The organism is Gibbsiella quercinecans, assembly GCF_002291425.1.
Taxonomy (GTDB): domain Bacteria; phylum Pseudomonadota; class Gammaproteobacteria; order Enterobacterales; family Enterobacteriaceae; genus Gibbsiella; species Gibbsiella quercinecans.
On sequence record NZ_CP014136.1, the window covers coordinates 3462062 to 3483692 of the forward strand.

General features: G+C 54.9%; 23 protein-coding genes, 1 tRNA gene and 1 pseudogene. 22 read left to right on the top strand and 3 right to left on the bottom strand.

Annotated features, from left to right (window positions below; genetic code table 11):
• The first annotated feature begins 21 nt into the window (after positions 1-21).
• Complete coding sequence (locus ACN28Q_RS15955) at positions 22-816, top strand: class II glutamine amidotransferase (RefSeq protein WP_095847240.1); 795 nt, start codon at positions 22-24, stop codon at positions 814-816.
• Here ACN28Q_RS15955 and dpaA read toward each other — a convergent pair.
• Positions 760-1518, bottom strand: a complete 759-nt coding sequence (gene dpaA / locus ACN28Q_RS15960) for a peptidoglycan meso-diaminopimelic acid protein amidase (protein WP_095847241.1) — start codon at positions 1516-1518, stop codon at positions 760-762. The two genes, ACN28Q_RS15955 and dpaA, sit on opposite strands and share 57 nt — an antisense overlap.
• Before the next feature lie 378 nt (positions 1519-1896).
• Between dpaA and ACN28Q_RS15965 the strand changes: the two genes are divergently transcribed.
• The 6 genes from ACN28Q_RS15965 to nqrM are packed head-to-tail and all read left to right on the top strand — an operon-like array spanning position 1897 to position 7445.
• Positions 1897-3246 carry a Na(+)-translocating NADH-quinone reductase subunit A gene (locus ACN28Q_RS15965; RefSeq protein WP_095847242.1) on the top strand — a complete coding sequence of 450 codons (1350 nt, stop codon included), beginning with the start codon at positions 1897-1899 and terminating at the stop codon, positions 3244-3246.
• 3 nt (positions 3247-3249) lie between these two features.
• Positions 3250-4491, top strand: a complete 1242-nt coding sequence (locus ACN28Q_RS15970) for an NADH:ubiquinone reductase (Na(+)-transporting) subunit B (RefSeq protein WP_095847243.1) — start codon at positions 3250-3252, stop codon at positions 4489-4491.
• Positions 4481-5278, top strand: coding sequence for a Na(+)-translocating NADH-quinone reductase subunit C (locus ACN28Q_RS15975; RefSeq protein ID WP_095847244.1), 798 nt, complete (start codon positions 4481-4483; stop codon positions 5276-5278). The genes ACN28Q_RS15970 and ACN28Q_RS15975 overlap by 11 nt, the downstream gene beginning before the upstream one ends.
• Complete coding sequence (locus ACN28Q_RS15980; RefSeq protein WP_095847245.1) at positions 5271-5900, top strand: NADH:ubiquinone reductase (Na(+)-transporting) subunit D; 630 nt, start codon at positions 5271-5273, stop codon at positions 5898-5900. The genes ACN28Q_RS15975 and ACN28Q_RS15980 overlap by 8 nt, the downstream gene beginning before the upstream one ends.
• Before the next feature lie 60 nt (positions 5901-5960).
• Positions 5961-7184, top strand: coding sequence for an NADH:ubiquinone reductase (Na(+)-transporting) subunit F (nqrF, locus tag ACN28Q_RS15985; RefSeq protein WP_095847246.1), 1224 nt, complete (start codon positions 5961-5963; stop codon positions 7182-7184).
• Between the two features lie 33 nt (positions 7185-7217).
• Positions 7218-7445, top strand: coding sequence for a (Na+)-NQR maturation NqrM (nqrM, locus tag ACN28Q_RS15990; RefSeq protein ID WP_095847247.1), 228 nt, complete (start codon positions 7218-7220; stop codon positions 7443-7445).
• A gap of 25 nt (positions 7446-7470) precedes the next feature.
• Here nqrM and ACN28Q_RS15995 read toward each other — a convergent pair whose 3' ends face one another.
• Positions 7471-8364 (bottom strand): glycerophosphodiester phosphodiesterase family protein, encoded by an 894-nt coding sequence (locus ACN28Q_RS15995; RefSeq protein ID WP_413541202.1) that lies wholly within the window; start codon positions 8362-8364, stop codon positions 7471-7473.
• Positions 8365-8559: 195 nt separating this feature from the next.
• On the opposite strand from ACN28Q_RS15995, the gene dinB reads away from it, so the two are divergent.
• The gene (dinB, locus tag ACN28Q_RS16000) at positions 8560-9624 is read left to right on the top strand and encodes a DNA polymerase IV (RefSeq protein ID WP_095847249.1); all 1065 of its coding nucleotides are present in this window, start codon (positions 8560-8562) and stop codon (positions 9622-9624) included.
• A 30-nt stretch (positions 9625-9654) separates the two neighbouring features.
• Here the strand turns inward: dinB and pepD are convergent, their stop codons facing one another.
• Positions 9655-11115 (bottom strand): beta-Ala-His dipeptidase, encoded by a 1461-nt coding sequence (gene pepD, locus ACN28Q_RS16005; RefSeq protein ID WP_095847250.1) that lies wholly within the window; start codon positions 11113-11115, stop codon positions 9655-9657.
• Positions 11116-11431: 316 nt separating this feature from the next.
• Here pepD and gpt point away from each other — a divergent pair, with 316 nt between their 5' ends.
• From gpt to ACN28Q_RS16075, 14 genes and pseudogenes are all read left to right on the top strand, one after another.
• A complete protein-coding gene (gene gpt / locus ACN28Q_RS16010) occupies positions 11432-11890 on the top strand; it encodes a xanthine phosphoribosyltransferase (protein ID WP_095847252.1) in 459 nt (152 codons plus the stop codon).
• Positions 11891-12143: 253 nt separating this feature from the next.
• Positions 12144-13391, top strand: a complete 1248-nt coding sequence (gene frsA / locus ACN28Q_RS16015; protein WP_095847253.1) for an esterase FrsA — start codon at positions 12144-12146, stop codon at positions 13389-13391.
• Positions 13392-13451: 60 nt separating this feature from the next.
• On the top strand, positions 13452-13853 hold the full coding sequence (crl, locus tag ACN28Q_RS16020) for a sigma factor-binding protein Crl (protein ID WP_095847254.1): 402 nt from the start codon (positions 13452-13454) through the stop codon (positions 13851-13853).
• A 118-nt stretch (positions 13854-13971) separates the two neighbouring features.
• Positions 13972-15075 carry a glutamate 5-kinase gene (gene proB / locus ACN28Q_RS16025; protein WP_095847255.1) on the top strand — a complete coding sequence of 368 codons (1104 nt, stop codon included), beginning with the start codon at positions 13972-13974 and terminating at the stop codon, positions 15073-15075.
• Between the two features lie 9 nt (positions 15076-15084).
• Complete coding sequence (gene proA / locus ACN28Q_RS16030; protein WP_095847256.1) at positions 15085-16338, top strand: glutamate-5-semialdehyde dehydrogenase; 1254 nt, start codon at positions 15085-15087, stop codon at positions 16336-16338.
• A gap of 204 nt (positions 16339-16542) precedes the next feature.
• Positions 16543-16618, top strand: a tRNA-Thr gene (locus ACN28Q_RS16035).
• A 656-nt stretch (positions 16619-17274) separates the two neighbouring features.
• Positions 17275-17427, top strand: coding sequence for a hypothetical protein (locus ACN28Q_RS16040; RefSeq protein ID WP_165907112.1), 153 nt, complete (start codon positions 17275-17277; stop codon positions 17425-17427).
• A gap of 170 nt (positions 17428-17597) precedes the next feature.
• On the top strand, positions 17598-18059 hold the full coding sequence (locus ACN28Q_RS16045) for a helix-turn-helix domain-containing protein (protein WP_230469470.1): 462 nt from the start codon (positions 17598-17600) through the stop codon (positions 18057-18059).
• A gap of 14 nt (positions 18060-18073) precedes the next feature.
• Complete coding sequence (locus ACN28Q_RS16050; RefSeq protein ID WP_095847257.1) at positions 18074-18826, top strand: YaaW family protein; 753 nt, start codon at positions 18074-18076, stop codon at positions 18824-18826.
• 385 nt (positions 18827-19211) lie between these two features.
• Positions 19212-19391, top strand: coding sequence for a DNA N-6-adenine-methyltransferase (locus tag ACN28Q_RS16055; RefSeq protein WP_165907113.1), 180 nt, complete (start codon positions 19212-19214; stop codon positions 19389-19391).
• A gap of 245 nt (positions 19392-19636) precedes the next feature.
• Positions 19637-19879: pseudogene (locus tag ACN28Q_RS16060) on the top strand (integrase core domain-containing protein); the annotation flags it as partial.
• A 333-nt stretch (positions 19880-20212) separates the two neighbouring features.
• Complete coding sequence (locus ACN28Q_RS16065) at positions 20213-20863, top strand: hypothetical protein (RefSeq protein WP_095847260.1); 651 nt, start codon at positions 20213-20215, stop codon at positions 20861-20863.
• A gap of 33 nt (positions 20864-20896) precedes the next feature.
• Positions 20897-21124: a hypothetical protein gene (locus ACN28Q_RS16070; RefSeq protein ID WP_131928997.1), complete on the top strand. Its 228-nt coding sequence runs from the start codon at positions 20897-20899 to the stop codon at positions 21122-21124.
• Positions 21121-21501 (top strand): hypothetical protein, encoded by a 381-nt coding sequence (locus ACN28Q_RS16075; RefSeq protein ID WP_131928998.1) that lies wholly within the window; start codon positions 21121-21123, stop codon positions 21499-21501. Before ACN28Q_RS16070 ends, ACN28Q_RS16075 begins: the two co-directional genes overlap by 4 nt.
• Positions 21502-21631: the final 130 nt, after the last annotated feature.

Consider the following 21631-nt stretch of genomic DNA (forward strand, 5'->3'; position numbering starts at 1 on the left):
GATGTTGAGGAGTAATTGGCGATGTGTGAACTGCTCGGGATGAGCGCAAACGTGCCGACCGATATCTGCTTTAGTTTTACCGGGCTGGTTCAGCGCGGTGGCCGTACCGGGCCACATAAGGATGGTTGGGGAATTACCTTTTATGAAGGCAACGGTTGCCGCACGTTTAAAGATCCCCAGCCCAGTTGTAATTCGCCGATAGCCCGCCTGGTGCAGGACTACCCGATAAAATCCCGCGCCGTAGTGTCCCATATCCGCCAGGCCAACCGCGGTGAAGTGGCGCTGGAAAATACCCACCCGTTTACCCGCGAACTGTGGGGCCGCAACTGGACCTATGCCCACAACGGCCAGTTGAAAGGGTATCGCCGGTTGGAAACCGGCAACTTTCGCCCGGTTGGGCAAACCGACAGCGAATACGCCTTTTGCTGGCTGCTGCATCAGCTTTCGCTGAAGTATCCGCGCACGCCAAGCAACTGGCCGGCGGTATTTCGCTATATTGCGTTGTTGGCGGATCAACTGCGGCAGAAAGGGGTATTCAATATGCTGCTGTCGGATGGGCGTTACGTGATGGCCTATTGCTCCACCAACCTGCACTGGATCACCCGGCGCGCGCCGTTTGGCAAAGCGACTTTGCTTGATCAGGACGTGGAAATCGATTTTCAGCGGCAAACCACGCCGGATGACGTGGTGACGGTGATCGCTACCCAACCGTTAACCGGCAATGAAACCTGGCACAAAATTGCGCCAGGTGAGTTTGCGCTATTTTATTACGGTGAGCGGCTTGCCCTGGGCGAACGGATCGCCACCGGCGGTTGATGCGAACTGCGTTGGCTTATTGCTGCCCATCATTGGTTGTGCCAGCACGTACTGGCCGTTAGCCACGGCCACCGTGGGCGGCTGGTGATTTTTCACGAAGTAATCGTAGCCCGGTTTTAACTGGCGCCAAAAGCCGATGTTGGTGGAGGTGCGGTAGCGCTGCAGGTTCTGGTCGGTCATGCGGAACGGGTAAATGCTGATATTGACCCGGGCCTGGCCGAAAGCGAATGCGGTTTCTACATAGCGATAGATTTCATCCATGTAGTCGTTGGTCATCGCGTAGCAGCCGATGGATTTGCATTCACCGTGGATCATCAGATAGGCGCCGGAATAACCTTGCGCCCGATCGTAATCATTCGGGAAGCCGATATTAATTGCCCGATAATATTTGCTGTCCGGCTTCAGGTGGCGCACATCCACGCTATAAAACCCTTCCGGGCTTTTAAAATCGCCGGCCATGCGCTTGGGGCCTAATCCGCCGGAGAATTTGCAGATAGGGAAGCTTTTGACCAGCCGGAATTCGTTGCCCATTTTGGCATACAATTCCAGCACGCGTTCTTCTTTGAAGATCTGGATATAGACGGGGGAGCCTAATAATTGCTGTTTAACTGCCGGTGACTCAGGGACCAGCTCGCTGGCGCTGCAGGCGGTGATCGTCGGCATACAAAATAGCATCGCAAACAACAGCGCGATCTTACTCATTAATTATTCCTGCTTATATACATTGCCAATGGTGCAATGACCGCCGGCGTGCCACTGATTTTTATTTTATAACGTTAATAACCCCGCCAGATTACCAGTGTGTTTTTTTTTCGCAATATGCAGCGTGTATAAAAAACAAACAAATTTAAATAAAAATCGTTTTATGCGCCGTTTCTGGCACATGCGATGAAAATAAACCCATTTTAATTCCATTTGCTTGACCTTGGTCACTGCCTCGCACCGGGATGATGTTGCAAATGATGTTAAACTATGTCCAAAGGTTAACCGCCGGCCGGCTCCGCCCTGCCGTGGGGATGAACGAGGAAGCGAACACACCTGCCGCCAGCAGTATGAGGGGGATAACTCATTACAAATCATATGATTAAAATTAAGAAAGGATTGGATCTCCCGATAGCCGGGGCCCCGGCCCAAACGATAAATGACGGGCCGGCCATCAGGCACGTTGCCCTGCTTGGTGAAGAATATGTCGGCATGCGCCCTTCGATGCTGGTGCAGGAGGGCGATAGCGTTAAGAAAGGGCAGGCGCTGTTCGAAGATAAAAAGAACCCCGGCGTTTTTCACACCGCCCCGGCCAGCGGCCGGGTGGCCGCTATCAACCGCGGCGAGCGCCGGGTGCTGCAGTCGGTGGTGATCGCGTTGGAAAACGGCGGCGATGAGCAACTGGAGTTTGCTTACTACCGGCCGGAGGCACTGCCGCAACTGTTGCGTGAGCAGGTAGAAAGTGATCTGCTGGCCAGCGGGTTGTGGACGGCGCTGCGTACCCGGCCCTTTAGTAAAACCCCACGCCCGGGCACGGTTCCTCGCGCTATCTTTGTTACCGCAATGGATACCCAGCCGCTGGCGGCCGATCCGCAGAAGGTTATCGCCGGGCAACTGCCGCAGTTCCACGCCGGGCTTGCGGTGCTGGCGCGCCTGACCGCTGGCAAGGTGCACGTTTGCCACGCCGCCGGCGCCCCGTTGGCGGCGGGCGATCATCCGCAGATTCACTACCACGCGTTTTCCGGCCCGCACCCAGCCGGGTTGGTCGGTACCCATATCCACTTTCTGGAACCGGTCAGCCTGAAAAAAACCGTCTGGCACATCGGCTATCAGGATGTCATCGCCATCGGCACCCTGTTTACCACCGGCAAGCTTGATACCACGCGTATTATCGCGCTGGCCGGCCCGCAGGTCGCCCAGCCAGCCTTGCTGCGCACGCGCCTTGGCGCCAGCCTGGATGAGCTGACCGCCGGCTGCCTAAAGGCCGGTGAAAACCGCGTGATTTCCGGTTCGGTGCTCAGTGGCGTGCAGGCCACCGGCCCCAACGCCTATCTTGGGCGCTTTCATCTGCAGGTTTCGGTGTTGCTTGAAGGCCGTGAGAAAGAGCTGTTTGGTTGGGTACTGCCTTCGCCGGGCAAGTTTTCCATTACCCGCACCACGCTGGGCCATTTCCTCAGGCGCAAACGCTTTGCGTTTTCCACCTCAACCCACGGCGGTGAACGTGCGATGGTGCCGATTGGCAACTACGAGCGGGTGATGCCGCTGGATATTCTGCCGACGCTGTTGCTGCGCGATTTGCTGGCCGGCGATACCGACAGCGCCCAACAGTTGGGCTGCCTGGAGCTGGATGAAGAAGATTTGGCGTTGTGTACGTTTGTTTGCCCAGGCAAGTATGAATATGGGCCGTTGCTGCGCGATGTGCTGAATACGATTGAGCTGGAAGGATAAGCGATGGGCCTGAAGCATTTTTTGGAAAAAATTGAGCCGCACTTCACGCCGGGCGGCAGGCTGGAGAAATGGTACCCGCTGTATGAAGCTACCGCGACGGTGTTTTATACGCCGGGGTTGGTTACCCACGGCGCTTCGCATGTGCGTGATGCGATCGATCTCAAACGCATGATGATCCTGGTGTGGCTGGCGGTGTTCCCGGCGATGTTTTGGGGCATGTACAACGTTGGTCAGCAGGCGGTGCTGGCGCTGCACCACCTTTACCAGGGCGAGCAACTGCAGCAGGTGCTGGCGGCCGACTGGCACTATCGCCTGGCCCAGTGGCTGGGGGCTTCAATGGCCGCCGACGCCGGCTGGGCCAGCAATATGATGCTGGGCGCCACCTATTTCGTGCCGATCTACGCCGTGGTGTTTCTGGTCGGCGGTTTTTGGGAGGTGCTGTTTGCCACGGTTCGCCGTCATGAGATCAACGAAGGCTTTTTTGTTACGTCTATTTTGTTTGCGTTGATCGTGCCGCCCACGCTGCCGCTATGGCAGGCGGCGCTTGGTATTTCATTCGGCGTGGTGATCGCCAAAGAAATTTTTGGCGGCACCGGGCGCAACTTCCTCAACCCGGCGCTGGCGGGGCGCGCCTTCTTGTTTTTTGCCTACCCGGCGCAGATTTCCGGCGAACTGGTGTGGACGGCGGCAGACGGCTTTTCCGGCGCGACGCCGCTGGCGCAGTGGAGCGCGGGTGGGGCGGCGAGCATGACCAACGTCCTTACCGGGCAGCCGGTGAGCTGGATGGATGCCTTTCTGGGCAATATACCCGGCTCCATCGGTGAGGTTTCCACGCTGATGATCTTGCTCGGCGGGGCGCTGATCCTGTTTACCCGCATTGCATCCTGGCGCATCGTGGCCGGGGTGATGGTGGGCACGGTGGCGGCCGCCAGCCTGTTTAATGCGGTGGGCTCTGACAGCAACCCGATGTTCGCCATGCCCTGGTACTGGCATCTGGTGCTGGGCGGCTTTGCCTTCGGTATGATCTTTATGGCGACCGATCCGGTTTCCGCCGCCTTCACCGAAAAAGGCAAAGTGTGGTACGGCGTGCTGGTGGGCGTGATGTGCGTGTTGATCCGTGTGGTCAACCCGGCTTATCCGGAAGGCATGATGCTGGCGATCCTGTTCGCCAACCTGTTTGCGCCGCTGTTTGATTATCTGGTGGTGCAGGCCAACATCAAACGGAGGCGAGCCCGTGGCGAGTGAGGCAAGGAACAATGACAGCGTGGGGAAAACGCTGCTGGTGGTGTTTTTGCTAAGCCTGGTGTGTTCGGTGGTGGTGGCCGGCGCCGCCGTCGGTCTGAAATCCCAGCAGCAGGCGCAGCGGCTGCTGGATAAGCAGCGCAATATCCTCAACGTTGTCGGCCTGCTGGTGCCGAAAATGGACGGCGAACGGGTGCAGGCGGTGTTTAGCGCGCGCATTGAGCCGCGCCTGCTGGATCTGGCCAGCGGCGAGTTTGTTGCCGGCAGTGAGGATACGTTTGATCTGGCGGCCGCGCTGCGTGATAGCAGCCAAAGCATCGCGCTGGCGGCCAGCGAAGACAAAGCCGGCATTCGGCGGCGCAGCAACCAGGTGGAGATTTATCTGGTGCGCGATGAGCAAGGCGGCGTCGATAAGATTGTGCTGCCGGTATATGGCTCCGGGCTGTGGTCGATGATGTACGCGTTTGTGGCGCTGGATAGCGACGGCAACACGGTGCAGGGCCTGTCTTATTACGATCACGCTGAAACCCCGGGGCTGGGCGGCGAGATAGAAAACGCCGGCTGGCGGGCGCAGTGGATTGGCAAACGGCTGTTTGATGATAACGGCAACCCGGCGCTCCGTGTGGTCAATGGCCGGGCGGCCCCGGGGGACGTGCATGCGGTCGACGGCCTTTCCGGCGCCACGCTGACCGCCAACGGGGTGCAGCACACGTTTGATTTTTGGCTGGGCGAGCTGGGTTTCGGCCCGTTTCTGAAAAAAGTTCGTGAAGGGGCGCTGAAAAATGGCTGATTCCAAAGAGATTAAGCGGGTTCTGCTGGGGCCGCTGTTTGACACTAACCCGATCGCCTTGCAGATCCTCGGCGTTTGCTCCGCGCTGGCGGTGACCACCAAGCTGGAAACGGCGGTCGTGATGACCATCGCCGTTTCACTGGTGACCGCATTCTCCAGCTTTTTTATCTCGCTGATTCGCCATCACATTCCGAACAGCGTGCGCATCATCGTGCAGATGGCGATTATCGCTTCGCTGGTGATTGTGGTGGATCAGGTGCTGCGCGCCTACGCGTTTGAAATCTCCAAGCAGCTGTCGGTGTTCGTCGGCCTGATTATCACCAACTGCATCGTGATGGGGCGTGCCGAGGCCTACGCGATGAAATCCCCGCCAATCGAAAGCTTTATGGACGGCATCGGCAACGGCCTGGGTTATGGCGTGGTGTTGATCCTGGTCGGGTTTCTGCGTGAGCTGATTGGCTCCGGCAAACTGTTTGGTTTTCCGGTATTGGAGGCGGTACAGAACGGCGGCTGGTATCAACCAAACGGGCTATTTCTGCTGGCGCCGAGTGCGTTCTTTATCATCGGCATGTTGATCTGGGGGTTGCGTACCCTCAAACCGGCGCAGATCGAAAAAGAGTAATCCCTTAACGGCATGTGCAGCCGGGTTGCAGGCGTTGCGTGATACAAACGGGAAGCAGATATGGAAATTATATTAGGCGTGGCCATGTTCACCAGCATCTTGATGGTGTTGGTGCTGCTGATTTTATTCGCTAAATCCAGGCTGGTGAATACCGGCGACGTTGCCGTGGAAGTGAACGGCGACCAGGAGAAAAGCTTCACGGCGCCCGCCGGCGACAAGTTGTTGAATATGCTTTCCAGCCAGGGGATTTTTATTTCGTCGGCCTGCGGCGGGGGCGGCTCTTGCGGCCAGTGCCGGGTGGTGGTGACGGCGGGTGGCGGCGATATCCTGCCCACCGAGCTTTCCCATATCACCAGGCGCGAAGCGAAGGCAGGCTGCCGCCTGGCCTGCCAGGTGAGCGTGAAGCAGGATATGAAAATCGAGCTGCCGGCAGAGATTTTCGGCATCAGAAAATGGATCTGCGAGGTGATCTCCAACGATAACAAGGCGACGTTCATCAAAGAGCTGAAGCTGAAGATCCCCGACGACGAAGACGTGCCGTTCCGCGCTGGCGGTTATATTCAGATTGAAGCGCCGCCGCACCAGGTCAGCTATGCGGATTTCGATGTGCCGCAGGAATACCGCGGCGACTGGGACAAGTTCAACCTGTTCCGCTATCGCTCGGTGGTGGATACCACCACGGTGCGCGCCTATTCGATGGCGAATTACCCGGATGAGAAGGGCATCATCATGCTGAATGTGCGCATCGCCACGCCGCCGCCGGGCAACCCAACGGTGCCGCCGGGGGTGATGTCCTCCTACATCTGGGCGTTGAAACCGGGCGATCGGGTGACCATCTCCGGGCCGTTTGGCGAGTTCTTCGCCAAGGATACCGATGCCGAGATGGTGTTCATCGGCGGGGGCGCCGGGATGGCGCCGATGCGCTCGCACATATTCGATCAGCTCAAGCGCCTGCACAGCAAACGTAAAATCACCTTCTGGTACGGCGCACGTTCGCGGCGCGAGATGTTCTATGAAGAGGATTTCAACCAGCTGCAGGCGGAGCATGAGAACTTCACCTGGCACGTGGCGCTGTCGGATCCGCAGCCGGAAGACCACTGGAACGGCTATACCGGCTTTATTCATCACGTGCTGCTGGAAAACTACCTGCGCCACCACCCTGCGCCGGAAGATTGTGAGTTCTATATGTGTGGGCCGCCGATGATGAACGCCGCGGTGATCAACATGCTCAAGGCGCTTGGCGTTGAGGAAGACAACATCCTGTTGGATGACTTTGGCGGCTAGTCTTAAATCGGGCAACGCGTTTGCGAGGCGCTTATGCTGACACTGTTTGCGGTAACCTTTGCATTATTCCTGCTGGTCATTGGCGGTATGTCGCTGGGCTACGTGCTTAAACGCAAAAGCCTGCAGGGCAGCTGCGGCGGCATTACGGCGCTGGGGATGGAAAAAGTCTGCGATTGCCCCGAGCCTTGCGACAGCCGCAAAAAACGCCTGGCGCGTGAAGCGCGGCGCCAGCGGCTGCGGGAAAAACACCGCATTCTCTAAGCGCCGGCCGATAGCAACGTGCTGTTTAGCGCGCCTTGCGGAACTTTTCCGCCTGCAACGGCGAATCCACCATCACGCCATCCACGCCCAATGCCAGCGCCTGCTGGTAATCCTGCGGCGAATTGATGCCAAACAGAATGATGTGCGCCGGCCCTTTGGCCCGGAAGCAGTCCACCGCTTCTTTATCCCACACCAGCAGCGCTTTGGAACGGGCTTCCCCCAGGGTGTATTTTTCTACCACTTCCACCTGGCGCTTCATCTCCAGCCCGTACCAGCGCGGGTCATTACTGCTTGCGGTAACATCGCACTGGTGCGCCATGGTGATGTTGGCCAGCAGATCGCGGGTTTCATCGCGTGATGCAAAACGTTTAATCTGCGGCGGCAGCGCCTGCAGATATTTGGCGTCGGTCGAGTAGACACGGGTACGTTCTAGGCTATGGTTTTTTTCCAGCGTGGCCAGCAGGGCGGCGGCGAACTTTGCCGGATCGCTATCCGGCGATTTGATATCCAGATAAAAGGTGGTTTGCGGGAAGGCGGTTAGCGCCTGTTCCAGCGTTGGGATACCGATGTGTTTACCGCGGAACGGGTGATTGCCGTCTTTGCCGAACGCCCAGCCGGCATCTGCCTGCGCCAACTCTTCTGCGCTGTAGGCGGAAACCAGGCCCTGTTTATCGGTTAACGCCCGCAGATCGGACGGTCGATAAAGCACGATGGCTCCGTCCTTTGCCTGCTGCAGGGTGATCCACACCGCATCCGCGCCGTGTTGCAACGCCTGGCGGATGGCGACCAGGGTGTTTTCCGGCGCATCGGCGGTGCCGCCGCGGTGGGCGATAATCGCCGGGGCCGGGGTCGCCGCCAGCGCGGCGGCTGGGAACAGAAAACAGAGGGAAACAAACAGGTAGCGGTGGAGCATTCTCATTACTGGTGCCTTGTGGTTGCGTGATGAGCCGATGGCGTTGAATTCCTTGCCGCATCATAAACGTGAAAAATGACGTTTTTTTAACAACCGCAAAATAATGCGCCATTAAGGCAATAGCGCCATCTTGGCGGTGGGCTGGCTTGATTTGAGCTTCTTACCTTTTACTGTATACTCATACAGTAACTGGGAGGGGAGATGCGTAAAATCATTCATGTCGATATGGATTGCTTTTTTGCCGCCGTCGAGATGCGCGACGATCCCAGCCTGCGCGATATCCCGCTGGCGATCGGCGGTAGCGCCGAACGGCGCGGGGTGATCAGTACCGCTAACTACCCGGCGCGCCGTTACGGCGTACACAGCGCGATGTCGTCCGCCATGGCGCTGAAGCTGTGCCCGCACCTGAAGCTGATACCCGGCCGCATGGCCGCGTATAAAGAAGCTTCGCAGCATATCCGCACCATCTTTGCCCGCTACACGCCGTTGATTGAGCCGCTGTCCTTGGATGAGGCCTATCTGGACGTGAGTGCAAGCACGCAGTGCAACGGCTCGGCAACCTTGATCGCCCAAGAGATCCGCCAGGCAATTTTCGATGAACTGCAGCTCACGGCCTCTGCCGGCGTGGCGCCGATCAAGTTCCTTGCCAAAATCGCCTCCGATCTGAACAAACCCAACGGGCAATATGTCATCACCCCGGCGCAGGTGCCGGCGTTTTTGCAGCAGTTGCCGCTGGGCAAAATCCCCGGGGTAGGCAAAGTGACCGCCAAACGGCTGGAAGAGATGGGGCTGAAAACCTGTGCGGACGTGCAGCAGTATGATTTGGCCACGCTGTTAAAACGTTTTGGCAAGTTTGGCCGGGTGCTGTGGGAACGTTGCCAGGGGATTGATGAGCGCAGCGTTTCACCCGATCGGCTGCGCAAATCGGTGGGGGTGGAGCGCACGCTGGCGGAGGATATTCATGACTGGCAGGCGTGCGAAGCGTTGATCGTTGAAAAGCTCTACCCGGAACTGGAAATGCGCCTGAGCAGGCTAAAGCCGGATCTGCAGATTGCCCGCCAGGGGGTTAAGCTGAAGTTCCAGGATTTTCAACAGACCACCCAGGAGCATGTCTGGCCGGTGTTGAACCAGGATGATTTGCTCAATGTGGCAAAGCAGGTGTGGCTTGAACGGCGCGAAGGGCGGGGCGTGCGCCTGGTGGGGCTGCACGTCACCCTGCGCGATCCGCAGATTGAGCGGCAGCTGCCGCTGCCCTGGGGCAATTGAGCGCCCCAGGGCATCACGCCGGCGCTACAATCAGGCGCGTTCAGGAATGGCTTTCAGCAGGGCGGTCAGCAGCGTCCAGTAATCGCCGACGCTTTTGATATGCACCTGCTCATCCGGGGAGTGTGGCCCGGTGATGGTTGGCCCGATCGACACCATGTCTAAATCCGGGTACGGCTTTTTGAACAGGCCACACTCCAGCCCGGCGTGGATCACCATGATGTTCGGGGTCTTGTTGAACAGATCCTGATACAGTTCGCGCACCAGATGCATCACCGCGGAATCGGCATCCGGCTGCCAGCCAGGGTAGCTGCCTTTTGCCACTACCTGCGCGCCTGCCAGCTGGCCTAACGCCGTGAGCGTTTCCACCACGTAGTCTTTGCCGCTGTCGATCAGGGAACGGATCAGGCAACTGATCTGCGCCTGATCTGCACTGGTGGTGACCACACCCAGGTTAAGCGAGGTTTCCACCACGCCTTTCACCACGTCGCTCATGCGAATAACGCCGTTCGGCGTGCTGTTGAGCAACGCCAGGAAGCGTTGCTGGCACTCCGCTTGCAGTGGTTGCAGCTCGCTGGTGGTCGCCTCAAGCAGCAGGGTGATGTTTTTTTCTTTGGCCGCCAGTTCGCTGCGCAGCAACGCCAGATACTCGTCGCATTGGGTTTGCAGCGCCGCCGCCTTATCGGCAGGAACGGCGATCACGGCAAAGGCTTCACGCGGGATAGCATTGCGCAAGTTGCCGCCGTTCAGCTCCAGCACGCGCAGATCCAGCGTTGGCGCATGGGCGAACAGAAAACGCGCCAGCAGCTTGGTGGCATTGCCCAGGCCCAGATGGATTTCGGCGCCGGAGTGCCCGCCCTTCAGGCCCTTGAGGGTCAGCTTCAGGAGCTGGTAGCCCGCTGGCAGCGCTTCACGTTGCAATGGCAAGGTGGTGATGGCGTCGATGCCGCCGGCGCAACCCATGTAGATTTCGCCTTCTTCTTCCGAATCGGTATTGATCAGGATTTCAGCCTGTAGCCAGCCGGCCTGCAGGCCAAAGGCGCCGTCCATTCCCGCCTCTTCGGTCATGGTCAGCAGCACTTCCAGCGGGCCGTGCTCCACGCTGTCGTCGGCCAGCACCGCCAGCGCAGACGCCATGCCGATGCCGTTGTCTGCGCCCAGGGTGGTGCCGCGAGCCTTAACCCATTCGCCATCGATGTAGGGCTGGATCGGATCTTGGGTGAAATCGTGCACGGTGTCGTTGTTTTTTTGCGGCACCATATCCAGGTGCGCCTGCAGGGCCACCGGTTTGCGGTTTTCCAACCCCGGTGTAGCGGGCTTACGCAGCAGGATATTGCCGACCCGATCGCGCTCTGCGTGCAGTTTTTTATCTTTGGCCCAGGCCAGGATGTGCGCCGCCAGGGCTTCTTCATGATAAGACGGGTGTGGGATCGAGCAGATTTTGGCAAAAATGTCCCACAGCGGCTGTGGTGCAAGACGCGACAATTCAGACACGATAAGTCTCCTGTAACAGCTGTTCGGCGATGGAAGAACGTGCTGTGTGGTTAAAGGCCATGGATAACGGTGCGCTTGGGCACAATACGCAGAGAATATCACTTTCTTTCACCCGGCGCGCGCGCCGTATTGTGCGGTTTAAGCGCTTGATTCGCCGTGTTTCAACCGCCCGCCGGCGCATGGCGCAGCGGATGAAAACGCGCGGATGGCCACGGTTCATCTGGCATTCGGCGCGTTCACTCTCTATAATCTCGCGCAACCTTTTTTCCCTTGATCACTGAGTAAGCCGCACCATTGCAGGCTGGGATACCCTTCTATGAGTGAAAAATACGTTGTTACCTGGGACATGCTGCAAATGCAAGCCCGCAAATTGGCGCACCGCCTGCTGCCTGCCGACAAATGGACGGGGATTATCGCCGTCAGCCGCGGTGGCCTGGTGCCGGCCGCTCTGCTGGCGCGTGAACTGGGTATTCGCCATGTGGATACCGTTTGTATCTCCAGCTACGACCATGATAACCAGCGTGAAATGAAAGTGCTCAAACGTGCCGAAGGGGACGGTGAGGGCTTTATCGTAGTTGACGATCTGGTGGATACCGGCGGCACGGCGCAAGCTATCCGCGCGATGTACCCGAAGGCGCACTTTGTGACCATCTTCGCCAAACCGGCCGGCCGGCCGCTGGTTGATGATTATGTGGTTGATATTCCACAGAATACCTGGATTGAACAGCCATGGGATATGGGCGTGGCGTTTATTCCGCCGATCGGCGGGCGTTAATTTCCCCCACCTCCTGCGGCCATGGCGCCTGACGGCGCCAGAACTACGTGGCCGAGGTAACCTCTGCCTATGCCGCCCCTTTCCCCACGGAAAGGGGCGGCATAATTCTGGCCATGCTTCACCCGATACCCGCACGGCAAATCCGCTTTGTTGAACAGTTATTTTGGTTTCTATCCCCAGAGTTAGGTACACTGCCCACAGATAATCAGGCCATTTTCTGTCTGTAGCCAGATGAACGGAGGCTGTTGTCATCATGGTGCAAGCCAACCTGTCAGAGATTTTATTCAAACCTTCATTTAAACACCCTGAAACATCGACGCTGGTGCTGCGTTCGCACCATGCCGAAAATGTGGATATGCACTCGGCGCTGGAGGGCGACAGTACCGGTAACTGGTACCGTATGCTCAACCGCTTGCTGTGGACCTGGCGCGGCGTTAGCCCGGTCGAGATCACCGAAGTGCTGGCGCGGATTGCCGCCTCGCGGGCGGAACACAGCTATACCAATCTGCTGGATACCGTGGTGGGTTACCGCAACGGTAACTGGATCTACGAGTGGGTGCACCAGGGGATGCAGTGGCAGCAGCAGGCCCAGGAACAACAGGATCCGTTGCTGGCCGGCAAATACTGGCTGAACGCCGCCAATTTCTACAGCATTGCCGGGTATCCGCACCTGAAGGGGGATGAACTGGCCGAACAGGCCGAAGCGCTCTCCAACCGTGCCTATGAAGAGGCCGCGCTGCTGTTGCCTTACCAGCTCAAAGAGTTGGAATTCAAAGTGGAAGGCGGCAGCCCGATTTCCGGCTTCCTGCATATGCCGGGCGACGATAAGGCGCCATACCCAACGCTATTGATGTGCGGCAGCCTGGACACCCTGCAAACCGACTATCACCGCCTGTTCCGTGACTACCTGGCGCCGCTTGGCATCGCCATGCTGACCATCGATATGCCTTCCATCGGTTCTTCCTGCAAATGGAAGTTAACGCAGGATTCCAGTTTCCTGCATCAGCAGGTGCTAAGGCAGTTGCCGGAAGTACCGTGGATCGATCATACCCGTGTAGCGGCGCTTGGCTTCCGCTTCGGCGCCAACGTGGCGGTGCGCCTGGCCTATCTGGAGCCGCAGCGCCTGCGGGCCGTGGCGTGCCTTGGCCCGGTGGTGCATACGCTGCTGTGCGATGCGCAGTTCCAGCAGCACGTGCCGGAAATGTATATGGACGTATTGGCCAGCCGGATGGGCATGACCAATGCTTCTGACGACGTGCTGATGGTGGAACTGAATCGCTATTCGCTGAAGACGCAGGGCTTGCTGGGGCACCGTTGTCCAACGCCGATGCTGGCCGGCTATTGGGAAAACGATCCGCTAAGCCCGAAAGAAGATGCGCAGCTTATTGCCAACTCGTCTTCGGATGGCAAGCTGCTGAACATCCCGAGCAAGCCGGTGTATCGCAGTTTTCATCAGGCGCTGCAGCAGACCAGCCGCTGGTTGAAAGAGAAAATGCGTTAACTGGTTGCTAATTTTTAACATTTTGTTAAAAAGAATACTCGACATTGAGGAGGTTGATGTATGACGTTACCGAGTGGCCACCCCAAAAGCAGACTGATGCAACGTTTTGCCAGCCTGGGGCCATACCTGCGGGAAGGGCAATGCAAGAATGACCGTTTTTTCTTTGACTGTTTAGCCGTTTGCGTGAGCGCAAAGCCCGCGCCGGAAAAACGGGAGTTCTGGGGCTGGTGGATTGAGCTGCAGGCGGAAAAGGAACGTTTTACCTACGCTTATCAGTTTGGCCTGTACAATAAAGAAGGCGACTGGAAAGCGGAAAAAATCAAAGACGCCGAAGTGAAAGAGAAGCTGGAAACCACGCTGCGCGGTTTTCACCAACGGCTGGCCGAGCTGTTGGCGACCATGGAGCTGGCGCTGGAACCCGCCGATGATTTTGACGAACGACCGATAAAACTTTCCGCTTAGATCAATTTGGCTGCACAATTGGTCGGATTTCGCGTTGTGCCTGTTGGCATAACGCGTCTCTCCTGTTACAACGTCTTTTGCATTCCTTTCTTTGTTTAAATCTAACGGCAGAAATATTATGAATGGCAGCCAGACATTGGTTGTGAAGTTGGGCACTAGCGTGTTGACCGGTGGATCGTTGCGCTTGAACCGCGCTCACATCGTTGAACTTGTGCGCCAGTGTGCGCAGCAACACGCCGCGGGCCACCGCATTGTTATCGTGACTTCCGGCGCGATCGCCGCCGGGCGTGAGCATTTGGGCTACCCCGAGTTGCCCGCCACCATCGCTTCCAAGCAACTGCTGGCGGCGGTGGGGCAGAGCCGGCTGATCCAACTGTGGGAACAGCTGTTTTCAATTTATGGTATCCACATCGGCCAGATGCTGCTGACGCGCGCCGATCTGGAAGATCGCGAACGTTTCCTCTATGCGCGCGATACCATGAGCGCGCTGTTGGATAACCGTATCGTGCCGGTGATCAACGAGAACGACGCGGTGGCAACCGCCGAAATTAAGGTTGGCGATAACGATAACCTTTCTGCGCTGGCGGCGATCCTCGCCGGGGCGGATAAACTGCTGCTGCTGACCGATCAGCAGGGCCTGTTCACGGCCGATCCGCGCCAAGATCCGCAAGCCGAGCTGATCCGTGAAGTGCACGGCGTTGATGATGCCCTGCGCGCGATCGCTGGCGACAGCGTTTCCGGCCTGGGCACCGGCGGCATGGGCACCAAGCTGCAGGCGGCTGACGTTGCTTGCCGTGCCGGCATCGACGTGATTATCGCGGCCGGTGGCAAGCCGGGGGTGATCGCCGATGTGATCGCCGGCACTCCGGTGGGCACCCGTTTCCACGCACAGGAAACCCCGCTGGAAAACCGCAAGCGCTGGATCTTCGGCGCGCCGCCGGCCGGTGAGATCACCGTGGACGACGGTGCGGTTGACGCGATTGTGGCGCGCGGCAGTTCGTTGCTGCCGAAAGGCATCCGCGAGGTGCGTGGGGATTTCTCCCGTGGTGAAGTGATCCGCATCCGCAGCCTGGCCGGGCGCGATCTGGCACATGGCGTTAGCCGTTATAACAGTGATGCTATGCGCATGATTGCCGGCCATCACTCGCAGGAGATCAACGAGATCCTCGGTTATGAATACGGCCCGGTGGCCGTCCACCGCGACGATATGATTGTAAGTTAAGGAGTATGCATGCTTGAGCAGATGGGGAAGGCCGCGAAGCAGGCCTCCTGGCAGTTGGCGGTGCTGAGCACGGCAGAGAAAAACCGGGTGTTGGCGGTGATGGCGGACATGCTGGAAGCCCATAGCGACACGATTTTGCAGGCTAACGAGCAGGATATGGCGCAGGCGCGTGCGGCGGGGATGAGCGATGCGTTGCTGGACCGCCTGTTGCTGACGCCTGAGCGCCTGACGGCCATTGCCAACGATGTGCGCCAGGTGTGCCGCCTGAGCGATCCGGTTGGGCACGTATTGGACGGCAGCCTGCTGGACAACGGCCTGAAGCTGGAACGCCGCCGCGTGCCGCTGGGCGTGATTGGCGTGATTTATGAAGCGCGCCCCAACGTGACTATCGATGTGGCCAGCCTGTGCCTGAAAACCGGCAACGCGGTGATCCTGCGCGGCGGCAAAGAAACTTTCCATACCAACCAGGCGACGGTGAAAGTGATCCAGTTGGCGCTGGAGCAGTGCGGCCTGCCGGCGGCGGCAGTGCAGGCGATTGAAAGCCCGGATCGTGCGTTGGTGGCGGAGCTGCTGCGTATGGATCGCTATATCGACATGCTGATCCCACGCGGCGGCGCCGGCCTGCACAAGCTGTGCCGCGAACAGTCGACCATCCCGGTCATTACCGGCGGCATCGGCGTTTGCCATATCTATGTGGACGACAGCGTAGATGATGAAAAAGCGCTGGCGGTGATAGAAAACGCCAAAATCCAGCGCCCAAGCGCCTGTAACTCTGTCGAGACCTTGTTGGTTAACCGCGCCATTGCCGGCCGCTTCCTGCCTGCGCTGAGCGCGCGGATGGCCGAATTGGGCGTGACGCTGCATGCCAGCGAAGAGGCGTTGGCGCTGCTGGAGCAGGGCCCGGCGAAGGTGGTGCCGGTGGCCGCAGCGGATTACGAAGACGAATGGCTTTCGCTGGATTTGAATGTGGCGCTGGTGGCGGATATCGATCAGGCTATCGACCATATTCGCACCCATGGCACCAACCACTCCGATGCCATCCTGACGCGCTCCATGCGCAATGCCGAGCATTTTGTGCGTGCAGTGGATTCTTCCGCCGTGTACGTTAACGCCAGCACCCGTTTCACCGATGGCGGCCAGTTCGGCCTGGGGGCGGAAGTGGCGGTCAGCACCCAGAAACTGCATGCGCGCGGCCCCATGGGGTTGGATGCGCTAACCACCTATAAATGGATTGGTTACGGCGACGATCTGGTGCGCCGCTAAATCTGGCGCTGTTGACCCCAGCAACACCGAAAAGCGCAGCAAGGCTGCGCTTTATTTTTGCGTATTTTATCTGCGAATCAGACCACAAAACGTGTACGGTTGATGAGATTTTCAGCGGTTAGCACGCTGCCTCTTGACTCTGGGGGGGCTTTTGCATAAGTTGTTCACCGCACGTTGGCATGCACTCAGCATTCCCGCCCCAAAGCCGATATAGCTCAGTTGGTAGAGCAGCGCATTCGTAATGCGAAGGTCGTAGGTTCGACTCCTATTATCGGCACCATCACGTAAAAATCCTTATAAATCAATCTATTGTAGAGATTTTCTCTCTCAATGTACGATCTTTTTATCAGTGATTCTTTCAGTAACAGTTGCCGCTGTGGTTAATAGTGGCAATTGGGATGTTAACTCATAGCGGCGTGTCGTTTCCAGGCTCAAACACGTACAAAGTGTGAACAGTCGCATCGTTCCACCAACAACTTGAAGCCGATGACGTCGCCAGCGTCTCTAATCCTTTCCCAGAACCCTTGTCAATGTGGCTCGCGCTTCGTGCGGCGCTCTATGATGCAACACGTCGCGATGACGTTGCAGCGAATAAACAGGCGTTAATGTTGGGAAGACTAACCGGATCGGGAAAGAATCCGGCTCTGCCACGGTTTCAGCTACCGGATCACAACGGCTACCTGAGTAAGAAGCCATGACAAGGCGTCATCATTCCCGCTAGGGGATCACATATGGCTCGGTCCTCCTTATGAAGGGACAAGGGCTAACAGCGATGTCGCTACGTTCCGCCTCTCCTTATGTGCCCAACACGGCACGTAATGGTCACCTATTGGGTGTCGAACCCGTTTTTCAGTGGCATTTTGCAGGTTTACTTCTCAGTGAGCTTTTTCATAGCTTACCTTTGTGGTCCCCTGTGGGGCCGATATGGAGGCAATCATGGCAAAAAATACAGCAGCGACCAAACGCAACAATCGTAAGATCCACGCTCGTAAGTTCTTTGCTACACCGGAAGGTAAAGCTTGGCTTGAACGGAAGAAGGCAGAAGAGGCAGAGTTGAAAATGGTATCAGAGGCCAGAAAATATATCTGATTATAGTCAATTGATTAGGGCCGATTTGGCCCTATCCTACCGATGTCACTGCTGAGGGAATAGATAATACGCCCACGATGATGAGCGACGGGTGTAACCATCGCTATGCTCAGAAACATTTCCAGACGCCAAAAATAAACTTGCAGTTTATCAATCACCATTGAGGTGATATGATGAAAACATCGTTTTTGACTATTCTGGCTTTTCATATTCGTGATCTCCGAGAAGCTCGGGGTATTACTCAAGCGGAGATCGCTGAAAAACTTGGAATGACAAGTGCAGGATGGGGAAAGGTAGAGAATGGCAAATCCTCTTTATTAGTTGAAAATTTAATGAAATTCTGCAAAGTTGCTGGTGTTGGTGCAAATGAGACAATTTTATTAGCAGAAAAATTAGCACGCGAATTATTGAATAAAGTATGGGCGGTCTCATACTCCCCGCTTGAAGACGACAATCTTATAGACGGAAAAAATTTGGTTTCTGCTACTTCCTATAAAGTTGACTCTGTAATGCGAAAAATTATAGAGAAAGAAATGGGAAATATCATAGATACTGATTTCCATAGCAACATAATGAAGTATGCATCTGTTTATGCGTCATTTATCAATGTGATTCCAACTAAATTTAAATAGCTACGGAGTGGTGTATGGCTTATCGTGATGATGTTGATTTAGAGTTTCTTTCACAATGTTCAGATGAAGATCTTAACGATCTTGTGCAATGTCTTATCTATGACAAAGACGGCGAAACCCGCTGGACAGAAGAGCTTTCAACGACTGAGGCATACAAAAAGTATGCACCCAAACACAGCATGTATTGGAAGGAGATTGCAGCGGAAATACAATGCTTTGGTGGTAATACATTTGCCACCCTTGTGAGAGGTGGAAAGGGTGTATTGTATAAGGAAGTTTTGTGTGATGTCTGCGATAAACTTAAAGTAAATTATAATAAAAAATCTTCTATTGATTTGATTGAATCAAATTTACTAATGACTATCATGACGAAAGCATTAGAATCTATGTCTCAAGATGAAATTAAAGAATTAGGTGAGAGTCTTGGAGTTAAAAATGTTTCTGGTTTAACAGCGAAGACATTAACCGCAGGCTTTCAAGCTATATTCCGGGCCGGTGGTTTTAAATCTTATCAATTAACTGCAATTATAGTTAACCAAGTCTTGAAAGCTCTTATTGGCAGAGGTTTGAGCTTTGCAGCTACTGGAACAATGATGAGAACATTATCGATACTTACAGGCCCAATAGGGTGGGGTATTACAGGTCTTTGGACAGCAATTGATATCGGAAGTACTGCGTACCGCGTTACTATTCCTGCTGTATTACAGGTGGCATTTTTACGTTCGAAAATCGCAAATAGTATTTCTGACGAGATCACCTTCGATTAAATAATTAGCGTTTAAATTATTATTTTTAATAAATAAAAGACCATCTTGAAAGATGGCCTTTTCACATATTTGCATTTATTTAGATGAACATTTCGGCGAATACATCAGCCCGATGTTGCTGAGATTGAAAGTCTGTGATGAAATGATCTTAGAAGTACCATTTATCAAGAAGATACACACATAAAAAGGCGCTTCATCGTGGCGGTGTATATGTGAAGACATCGAACCGGAAGCTGTTCAGTGATGTTAGTTGGCTGCGCCGCTGTTGGTCGTGGCTGCTTTCCGTAATCATGTAAGATTCCAGACGTTGATGCAGCATTTGTCCATAGGAAAGAACCGCGGAGGTAATGACAACTGACCATCGCCGTGGTCATTGTTCCATGGCTTGAATAAAGAATTCAGTTTCACTCTGGATGCAGCGGCAAGCGCTGATAATGCTTTATGCTCCAGATTCTGGACTGCGGAAGAAGATGCATTAAAGCAAGATTGGGGTGCTGAGTCGTCCATATGGAGCAACCCACCATATAGCCAAATTCCAGCATTTATAGAACATGGTCACCCTTAATAATCTGACTCTGGAAGAGTACCAATTAATGGTGGAAAACCCGGAAATCTCAAAATGTGTCTGGGACTAAAATCGGTATGCTTACACTTGTTCGACGAGCGTCGGCTGCGTCTGCTGACAGTCATTGATCTCTATACGCGCGAATGTCTGGGGATCTGCGTGGGTCAGAACCTGTGCTCAACCGAAGTTGCAGAGATGCTAAACAGCATTGCTCTCAGACGTCCTTTTCCGCATTACTGAAAACCGACAATTATTCTGAATTTGCAGGGAAAATGCTGGATAAATGGATTTACGAACGGGGTATAAGGATTGACTTTTCGCGGCCCGGGACACCAACGGATAATGCCACGGTTGAGTCTTTTAACGGCAGGCTGCGGCAGGAGTGTCTGAACGAGAACGGGTTCATGTCTTTGGATGATGCACGGTACAAAATCGAGGCCAGGCGTATACACTATAACCAGAGTCGTCCCCATTCTGCGTTTGGATGAATGACTCTGTCTGAATTCGCCGAAAAATCTGCCGGTTGCCAGAATATGCAGCCAGAATGAAGCTGGTTATTCCTGATTATGACTGGATTATATTCGGGGTCAGGGTGACAGAGAATAGGAAATTTATCTGAAAGTAGCTAACCGCAGGGCTGGTTGTACTCTATTCTTGTCTTTCCTTTCCTTGTAATAACCAATGATACGCCTACGGCGCGACTCGATGTCACCATCTTGGTGATTTAATGGTATTCAAGGTCAGAAATTTGATAGTTGCTGAATTCTTTTTTTTACGATAGCGTGAGATTAATCTTAAAAATCAATAATGGAATGGTTTCAATGTCAATCACTGAGCAAGAGATGGAGCTTTTTAACCTTTGGAGCTTGAACCGGAAAGGCTTTGTATTTGATGGTGTTGTATCCGAGACTGATTACCTTGAATCAGGGCTGAAACTCTGCTTTGTTCTGAAAGAGGTGAATGATATTGATGGCGGAGATTGGGATTTGCGTAAGTACATCTACGGGGGCGGGCGTCGGCAAACTTGGGATAACGTTACCCGTTGGGTCAAATGCATCAGAAGCATTGATCATGAAATGAGATGGAAAGAACTGGCGAATATTAGTTTAGAAGATCGTCAGCAAACTTTACGCGCAATCTGCGCCATGAATCTGAAAAAATCCCCTGGTAGTCACACCACTGAAAGGGCCAGCTTTGTCCCTGTTGTAGTTGAGGACAAGTTATTCATTCAGAAACAGTATGCCTTTTATAACCCTGACATAACGATTTGCTGCGGGACTGGTTGGGACTTTCGTTCCGCTTTAGATTTCACTGATTGCGAAGTTTTTAAAACTAGTCGAGGTATTCAATGGTTTTTGAACAGTGATAATCGCCCTGTGATTATCTATTCCCATCCGGCCGCAAGGATCCATTCTCCTTTGCTGATATACGGGCTTTTTGATGCTGTACGAGAAATACAATCATTGATGTAGGTGATACGGGCATTGACTGAAAATGAGGTGGTTATGAGTACGCGTTACGAGTTTTTACCCAGTTGCTTCCTGACAGTTTCTATTTCTTCGGGATATTTTACTGTCATCCTTGCTGGCTCGCTTCCTTCCGATGCACTAGGTTCTGTTCATGTGGATAATACTGCACAAGTCCTAGGTGTATTCGATTCGTACTTTCAATTAACTTACTCGCAGCGTCAAGGGATTGCTGATTGTCTTAGTTCTCAGGGGATGGAACTTTGAAAGATTGGTTGTTTGATGTGGATAATCTGACCACGCTTGCTGCATGGGCTGGGTTTGCACTATCTGTATTCCAGTTATTAAAATCCAGAACATCGCTACACCTTTTCTTGGGGTGCGATCAGTATGAAGACAGAATCTACGTTTCCAACAAGAGCGCCCACGATGTAACACTGAGTTCGGCTGGTATAGTGACTGCCCGTGGGCATCTCAGCGATAGTTCAAACGAACATTGCGATGAATACCTGATCACACCTGTATCACCACGCAGATTGAAAGCTCGGGATGAAATGGTTCTTTTGATTCTATTCGTGAACAAGGCATATCACAATAAAGTGCATCATCAGGGGATGGGGTTATGTCACCACATCGGACGGTAAGACGTTCAGCGATGTGTGTTGGCTGCGCCGACGTTGGTGGCTGCTTGATCTTACCCAGCATATATGGACGCTCAGCCAGTGTAACGTGTTTCCTGCAATGATCAAAACGAGTAACTGCAGCCATATATCC

What these genes read in the sequence shown, in the direction of transcription:
- ACN28Q_RS15955 (WP_095847240.1), top strand. Translation starts at nt 22, where the DNA reads ATGTGTGAACTGCTCGGGATGAGCGCAAACGTGCCGACCGATATCTGC.
- ACN28Q_RS16040 (WP_165907112.1), top strand. Translation starts at nt 17,275, where the DNA reads ATGGCAAAAAATACAGCAGCGACCAAACGCAACAATCGTAAGATCCAC.
- ACN28Q_RS16045 (WP_230469470.1), top strand. Translation starts at nt 17,598, where the DNA reads ATGATGAAAACATCGTTTTTGACTATTCTGGCTTTTCATATTCGTGAT.
- proB (WP_095847255.1), top strand. Translation starts at nt 13,972, where the DNA reads ATGAATGGCAGCCAGACATTGGTTGTGAAGTTGGGCACTAGCGTGTTG.
- dinB (WP_095847249.1), top strand. Translation starts at nt 8,560, where the DNA reads ATGCGTAAAATCATTCATGTCGATATGGATTGCTTTTTTGCCGCCGTC.
- nqrM (WP_095847247.1), top strand. Translation starts at nt 7,218, where the DNA reads ATGCTGACACTGTTTGCGGTAACCTTTGCATTATTCCTGCTGGTCATT.
- ACN28Q_RS15980 (WP_095847245.1), top strand. Translation starts at nt 5,271, where the DNA reads ATGGCTGATTCCAAAGAGATTAAGCGGGTTCTGCTGGGGCCGCTGTTT.
- frsA (WP_095847253.1), top strand. Translation starts at nt 12,144, where the DNA reads ATGGTGCAAGCCAACCTGTCAGAGATTTTATTCAAACCTTCATTTAAA.
- ACN28Q_RS15970 (WP_095847243.1), top strand. Translation starts at nt 3,250, where the DNA reads ATGGGCCTGAAGCATTTTTTGGAAAAAATTGAGCCGCACTTCACGCCG.
- ACN28Q_RS15965 (WP_095847242.1), top strand. Translation starts at nt 1,897, where the DNA reads ATGATTAAAATTAAGAAAGGATTGGATCTCCCGATAGCCGGGGCCCCG.
- crl (WP_095847254.1), top strand. Translation starts at nt 13,452, where the DNA reads ATGACGTTACCGAGTGGCCACCCCAAAAGCAGACTGATGCAACGTTTT.
- gpt (WP_095847252.1), top strand. Translation starts at nt 11,432, where the DNA reads ATGAGTGAAAAATACGTTGTTACCTGGGACATGCTGCAAATGCAAGCC.
- ACN28Q_RS15995 (WP_413541202.1), bottom strand. Translation starts at nt 8,364, where the DNA reads ATGAGAATGCTCCACCGCTACCTGTTTGTTTCCCTCTGTTTTCTGTTC.
- ACN28Q_RS16065 (WP_095847260.1), top strand. Translation starts at nt 20,213, where the DNA reads ATGTCAATCACTGAGCAAGAGATGGAGCTTTTTAACCTTTGGAGCTTG.
- ACN28Q_RS16070 (WP_131928997.1), top strand. Translation starts at nt 20,897, where the DNA reads ATGAGTACGCGTTACGAGTTTTTACCCAGTTGCTTCCTGACAGTTTCT.
- ACN28Q_RS16050 (WP_095847257.1), top strand. Translation starts at nt 18,074, where the DNA reads ATGGCTTATCGTGATGATGTTGATTTAGAGTTTCTTTCACAATGTTCA.
- proA (WP_095847256.1), top strand. Translation starts at nt 15,085, where the DNA reads ATGCTTGAGCAGATGGGGAAGGCCGCGAAGCAGGCCTCCTGGCAGTTG.
- dpaA (WP_095847241.1), bottom strand. Translation starts at nt 1,518, where the DNA reads ATGAGTAAGATCGCGCTGTTGTTTGCGATGCTATTTTGTATGCCGACG.
- nqrF (WP_095847246.1), top strand. Translation starts at nt 5,961, where the DNA reads ATGGAAATTATATTAGGCGTGGCCATGTTCACCAGCATCTTGATGGTG.